At 64.7% G+C, this 6,141-nt stretch carries 6 protein-coding genes; all 6 read left to right on the top strand.

Annotated features, from left to right (window positions below; genetic code table 11):
- On the top strand, positions 1–300 hold a 300-nt coding region (locus VK519_RS00570; protein ID WP_324346648.1), incomplete at its 5' end, for a site-2 protease family protein.
- 144 nt (positions 301–444) lie between these two features.
- Complete coding sequence (gene bamA / locus VK519_RS00565) at positions 445–2,838, top strand: outer membrane protein assembly factor BamA (RefSeq protein WP_324346646.1); 2,394 nt, start codon at positions 445–447, stop codon at positions 2,836–2,838.
- A 96-nt stretch (positions 2,839–2,934) separates the two neighbouring features.
- The gene (lpxD, locus tag VK519_RS00560) at positions 2,935–3,966 is read left to right on the top strand and encodes a UDP-3-O-(3-hydroxymyristoyl)glucosamine N-acyltransferase (RefSeq protein WP_324346644.1); all 1,032 of its coding nucleotides are present in this window, start codon (positions 2,935–2,937) and stop codon (positions 3,964–3,966) included.
- Entirely contained in the window at positions 3,959–4,429 is a 471-nt protein-coding gene (gene fabZ / locus VK519_RS00555) for a 3-hydroxyacyl-ACP dehydratase FabZ (protein ID WP_324346642.1), read from the top strand. The genes lpxD and fabZ overlap by 8 nt, the downstream gene beginning before the upstream one ends.
- Before the next feature lie 20 nt (positions 4,430–4,449).
- Positions 4,450–5,223 (top strand): acyl-ACP--UDP-N-acetylglucosamine O-acyltransferase, encoded by a 774-nt coding sequence (gene lpxA, locus VK519_RS00550; RefSeq protein ID WP_324346640.1) that lies wholly within the window; start codon positions 4,450–4,452, stop codon positions 5,221–5,223.
- 3 nt (positions 5,224–5,226) lie between these two features.
- The coding region (gene lpxB / locus VK519_RS00545; protein WP_324346638.1) for a lipid-A-disaccharide synthase at positions 5,227–6,141 on the top strand (915 nt) is incomplete at its 3' end.

The raw sequence follows: 6,141 nt of genomic DNA, 5'->3' as shown, positions 1-6,141 counted from the left end.
ACCAAGAACCTTTCAGGCGTCGTCGGCATCGCCGAGGCGGCCAACGATTCGGCCGGCCGGGGCGTGGCCTGGTTCCTTAATTTCCTGGCGATGGTGTCCTTAAGCCTTGCCATCCTCAACATGCTGCCGATCCCGGTCTTGGACGGCGGACACCTGCTGTATTACCTTATTGAGTTGGTCAAGGGCAGCCCGGTCAGCGAACGAACGATGATTGCCGGCCAGTACGTTGGCCTGGCCTTGCTGTTCACGCTGATGGGCCTGGCCTTCTTCAACGACATTCACCGCCACTTCGTCTCGTGACCGTGACTTCGGGGCCCGGCGCCAGCGCCATCGGTTTTACGGCTTTACCATCCTCTTGCGTTGCCGGCCCCGTGCCTGCCACGCGCGAATATCCAGCGCCCGGTTTCGTCGCCGGTCGCCACGATTAACCTTACGGAATCGACGATGAAGCGTATCGCCGCCCTGATCTTGCTCGCCTCCCTCTCTGCGCAGGCCCTTGCCTTTGAACCGTTCGTCGTTTCCGATATCCGCATCGATGGCCTGACCCGCATCGCCCAGGGTACGGTGCTGAGCTACCTGCCGATCGAGAAGGGGGACACCCTCACCGACGATCGCGCCCAGGCCGCCATCCGCGCCCTCTACCAGACCAAGTTCTTCTCGGACGTCGAAGTCGACCGCCAGGGCAGCATCATGGTGATCAAGGTCGTCGAGCGCCCTGCCATCGCCAAGCTCACCCTGCGCGGCAACAAGGACATCAAGGAAGACGACCTGCGCAAGGGCCTGAAGGAGATCGGCCTGTCGGAAGGTGAAACCTTCGACCGCCTGTCGCTCGACCGCGTGCAGCAGGAACTGATCCGCCAGTACTACAACCGCGGCAAGTACAACGTGTCGGTCGATCCGCACGTCACGCGCCTGGACCGCAACCGCGTGGCCATCGACATCGAGATCCGCGAAGGCAAGGCTGCCAAGATCAGGGAAATCAACGTCGTCGGCAATAAGGCCTTCAGCGACAAGGATATCCGCAGCGGCTTCGAGCAGAACACCTCGAACTGGTTGTCGTGGTATTCCAAGGACGACCAATATTCCCGCGAGAAGCTCTCCGGCGACCTGGAAAAACTCGGCTCCTACTACATGGACCGCGGCTATGCCGACTTCGGCATCGACTCCACCCAGGTCAGCATCGCCCCCGACAAGCGCGAGATGTACATCAGTGCCTCGGTGAAGGAAGGCGAGATCTACACCGTGTCGGATGTGAAACTCCTCGGCGAGCTGATCCTTCCCGAGGACATGCTGCGCAAGCTGGTCTTCATCCACAAGGGCGAGATCTTCAACCGCAAGGCCATCGAAGCCAGCTCCGATGCCATCAAGGGCATCCTGGCCAACCTCGGCTACGCCTTCGCCAAGGTCACGCCGATCCCGAAGCTCGACCGCGACAACCGCACGGTCGACCTCACGCTCTTCATCGAGCCGGGCAAGCGCGTCTACGTGCGCCGCGTGGTCTTCCAGGGCAATACCCGCACCGAAGACGACGTCATGCGCCGCGAGCTTCGCCAGCTCGAAGGCACCTGGTATTCACAGGCCGCGCTCGACCGCTCCAAGACGCGCCTTGACCGCCTGGGCTACTTCAAGACGGTGAAGATCGACAAGGCGCTGGTGCCGGGCACCGACGACCAGGTGGACGTCACGGTGAAGGTGGAAGAACAGTCCGCCGGCAGCCTGATGTTCGGCGTGGGTTACTCGCAGTACTCAGGCATCATCCTGTCGGCCTCCGTGTCGCAGAACAACTTCCTGGGTACCGGCGACCGCTTCTCCGTCGGCGCTGAGACCTCCGACTTCTACAAGCGCGTGAACGCGTCGTACGTGAACCCGTACCTCACCGATTCGGGCATTGCGCTGGGCTACAACGCCACGTACTCGAAGCTCGATTACGGCGATACCGATTTCGCCAACTACACCTACAGCACCACGGCATTCTCCGCCTACCTGAACATCCCGGTGACCGACTTCGACTCGGTCACCGCGGGCCTGGGCATCTCCAGCAACAAGATCAATACCTCGCCGGGCTTCACCCCGCAGGAACTGATCAATTACCAGAACACGGTAGGCAACCAGACCATCCATTCGTGGACGGCCAACCTGGGCTGGTCGCACGACACCCGCAACGGCTACTGGGCGCCCACGCGCGGTGGCGTGATGAGCGTGTCGAGCGAAATCGCCCTGCCCGGCTCCACCGTCAGCTACTACACGATCAACACCGACCTTGGCCATTACTGGCCGGTGGGCCGCGGCTTTGTGCTGTACCTGGACGGCAAGCTCGGCTACGGCAATACCTACGGCAAGGACAAGGACCTCGCCTTCCCGTTCTGGAACAACTTCTTCTCCGGCGGCGTGCGCGACGTCCGTGGCTTCCAGGACAACACCCTCGGTCCGAAGCTGTGCTCGGGCGTGACGCAGGATCCGAAGTTCCCGAACGATCCGACCAAGCAGGTCAGCGTGCTGCCCAATTCGAAGGGCCAGTGTACCGACAGCTACTACAACTACGCCCAGCCGATCGGCGGTGCGTTCAAGGTGCTCGGTACCGCACAGGTGTTCCTGCCACTGCCGTTCCTGAAGGACGTGAACACCGCGCGCGTGTCCTGGTTCATGGACGTGGGCAACGTGTACGCCGACCTCGGCGCCTTCAAGGCGAAGGACCTGCGCGCTTCCACCGGCCTGTCGTTGCAGTGGCAGGCCCCGATCGGACCGCTGATCATCAACTTCGCCATCCCGTTCCGCGCCCAGGACGAAGACAAGCACTACGAAGAGCGCATCCAGTTCACCTTCGGCAGCCAGTTCTAAGCCAAGCGCTATCGCGCCGACGTACTATCATCGCGGGGTGGCATGGGCGCGAAACCCATGCCACCCTTTCTTTTTCCCCCAAGCCGGGAACGGACCATGAGCGGACCCAGGCCCTATTCGCTGGCCGAGCTTGCACGGATGTTCGAACTGGAAGCCCGCGGCGACGGCGACACGCGGGTGGACGGCGTGGGCACCCTGGCCGCGGCCACCCCCACCCAGCTCACCTTCCTCTCCAACCCGAAATACACCTCGCAGCTGGCGGTGAGCCAGGCCGGCATCGTGGTGCTGCGCGCCGAGGATGCCGACGCCCGCCAGGGCGCCAGCCTGGTCGCCCGCGACCCCTACGTTGCCTATGCAAAAATTGCCGCGTTGTTCGAACGCCGGCCGGCCTACCCGGTGGGCATCCACCCCAGCGCGGTGGTGTCTGCCTCCGCGCGCGTGGCCGCCAGCGCCAGCATCGGCCCCTGCTGCGTGGTCGAAGACCATGCCGTGATCGATGACGGCGTGGTCCTGGGGCCCCATTGCATGGTGGGCGCAGGCTGCGTTGTCGGCGCACAGAGCCGCCTGGTGGCCCGCGTCACACTGGTCACCAGCGTGACCCTGGGCAAGCGCGTGATCATCCACCCGGGGGCAGTGATCGGCTCTGACGGGTTCGGGCTGGCCTTCGACCGCGACCACTGGATCAAGCTGCCGCAACTCGGTGGCGTGCGCATCGGCGACGACTGCGAGATCGGCGCCAATACCACCATCGACCGTGGCGCACTGGACGACACCGTGCTCGAGGAAGACGTGCGCCTGGACAACCAGATCCAGATCGCCCACAACGTGTACGTGGGTGCGCACACGGCGATGGCCGGCTGCGCGGCGGTAGCCGGCAGCGCGAAAATCGGCCGCTACTGCATGGTCGGCGGCAATGCCGGCATCCTGGGGCACCTTGAGGTAGCCGACCGCGTTACCATTACCGCCAAGAGCCTGGTGACCAGCTCGATTTCCGAGCCTGGTGAATATTCCTCGGGCACGCCGTTGCAGGAAAACCGCCAGTGGCGGCGCAACGCGGCCCGCTTCAAGCACCTGGACGAGTACGCGCGCCGCGTGGCGGCGCTGGAAAAGGATAAGAAACATGAATGAGCAGGGCCCGGGCGTGACACTACCCGTCGACATCGAACACATCCAGCGCTTGCTGCCGCATCGCTATCCGTTCCTGCTGGTCGACCGCGTACTCGAATTCACGGCCAGTCAGACCATCGTCGCGATCAAGAACGTCACCAGCAACGAGCCGTTCTTCCAGGGGCACTTCCCCGGGCATCCGGTGATGCCCGGCGTGCTGATCATCGAGGCGCTGGCGCAGGCTTCGGGCCTGTTGATCCAGCTTACCGCCGCGGCGGGCAGTTGCCTGGAGAACCCGCTCTTTTACCTGGTGAAGGTGGACAAGGCCCGCTTCAACGCGCCGGTCGTACCCGGCGACCAGCTCCGCATGGAAGTTCGCCTGAAGCGGATGATCCGCGGCATGGGCATTTTCGAGGCCCGCGCGCTGGTCGATGGCGAGGAAGTGGCCAGCTGCGAGCTGATGAGCGCGCGTCGCGCAGACTGACCAAGGAACCGGCACCAGCCATGATCCATCCGACCGCGCAAATCGACCCCTCCGCCCGCATCGGCGCGAACGTCACCATCGGTGCCTACACCATCGTCGGCGCCGACGTGTCGATCGGCGATGGCACCATCGTCGGCCCGCACGTGGTGATCGAAGGCCCCACGCGCATCGGCCGGGACAACCGCATCTCGCAGTTCGCCTCCATCGGTGGCCCACCTCAGGACAAGAAATTCTCCGGCGAGCGCACCGAGCTTGAGATCGGCGACCGCAACCTCATCCGCGAATTCGTCACCATCAACCGCGGTACCGGCGAGGGCGGCAGCCTCACCCGCGTGGGCAACGACAACTGGCTGCTGGCCTACGTCCACATCGCCCACGACTGCATCGTGGGCAACAACGTAGTGTTCTCCAACTACTCGGCACTGGCCGGGCATGCCGAAATCGGCGACTGGACGATCCTCTCCGGATATTCAGGCGTGCACCAGTTCTGCAAGGTGGGCGCGCATGCGTTCATCGGCATGGGCTGCCTGGTGGGCTCGGACGTACCACCCTTCGTGATGATGGCCAACGAAGCCCGCGGCCGCCCCCGCGGCATCAACAGCGAAGGCCTGAAGCGCCGTGGCTTCGACGCCGCCCGCATCGGGGCCATCAAGCGCGCCTATCGCACGCTGTTCATGGCCGGATTACCGCTGGCCGAAGCCCGCGAGCAACTGGGAGCCCAAGCGCAGGAGAGCGAGGACGTACGCGAAATGCTCGCCTTCCTCGACCGTAGCGAGCGCTCGCTCGCGCGTTAGGACATGGCGCCCACCCGCACAACGGGCTCGCCCGTCATCGCCATCCTGGCGGGAGAGGAATCCGGCGACCAACTCGGTGGCGACCTGATCGCTGCGCTGCGCCGCCGCTACCCCGATGCGCGCTTCGTCGGCATCGGCGGTTCGCGCATGCAGGCCCAGGGGCTCGATTCCTGGTTCGACATGCGCGAGCTCTCCCTGTTCGGCTTTGCCGAGGTAATCAAGCACCTGCCGCGCCTTCTGAAGCTGCGTCGTGCGCTGGTGAAGCGGCTGATCGAGCTCAGGCCCGATGTGGTGGTCGGCATCGATGCACCGGATTTCAACCTCGGGGTGGAAGAGCGTGTACGCCGCGCCGGGCTGCGCACCGTGCACTATGTCAGTCCGTCGGTGTGGGCGTGGCGGGAGAAGCGTGCCGAGAAGATCGGCCGTGCTGCCGACCGCGTGCTGTGCCTGTTCCCGATGGAACCTCCGATCTATGCCCGGCACAAGGTGGACGCCCGCTTCGTGGGCCACCCCCTGGCCGATCGTTTCCCCCTGGTGGCCGACCGTATCGCCGCCCGCGTACGCCTGGGCCTGCCCCAGGATGCTCCCGTGCTTGCGGTGCTGCCTGGCAGCCGCCGCAGCGAGCTGGAGCGCCTGGGCACGAGTTTCCTTGACGCCGCGCGCAAGGTCGCCGAGGCCATTCCGACGCTGCGGGTGGTGGTTCCCGCTGCCAACGCCACTGCCCTGGCCACCATCGATGAGATGATCGCCCGCGCACCGTTTCCAGGCGCGCCACCGCTGGTCCTGCAGAACCATGCGCACGACAGCATGCTGGCCGCGGACGTCGTACTGCTGGCCTCAGGGACCGCCACGCTCGAAGCCATGCTGGCCAAGCGGCCGATGGTGGTGGGCTACAAGGTGTCGCCGGTCAGCTACCGC

Source organism: Pinirhizobacter sp. (assembly GCF_035317885.1).
Lineage (GTDB): Bacteria > Pseudomonadota > Gammaproteobacteria > Xanthomonadales > Rhodanobacteraceae > Pinirhizobacter.
Note: the sequence above shows the minus strand (reverse complement) of the source record. Positions and strands in the feature narration are given on the sequence as shown.

What these genes read in the sequence shown, in the direction of transcription:
- bamA (WP_324346646.1), top strand. Translation starts at nt 445, where the DNA reads ATGAAGCGTATCGCCGCCCTGATCTTGCTCGCCTCCCTCTCTGCGCAG.
- lpxD (WP_324346644.1), top strand. Translation starts at nt 2,935, where the DNA reads ATGAGCGGACCCAGGCCCTATTCGCTGGCCGAGCTTGCACGGATGTTC.
- fabZ (WP_324346642.1), top strand. Translation starts at nt 3,959, where the DNA reads ATGAATGAGCAGGGCCCGGGCGTGACACTACCCGTCGACATCGAACAC.
- lpxA (WP_324346640.1), top strand. Translation starts at nt 4,450, where the DNA reads ATGATCCATCCGACCGCGCAAATCGACCCCTCCGCCCGCATCGGCGCG.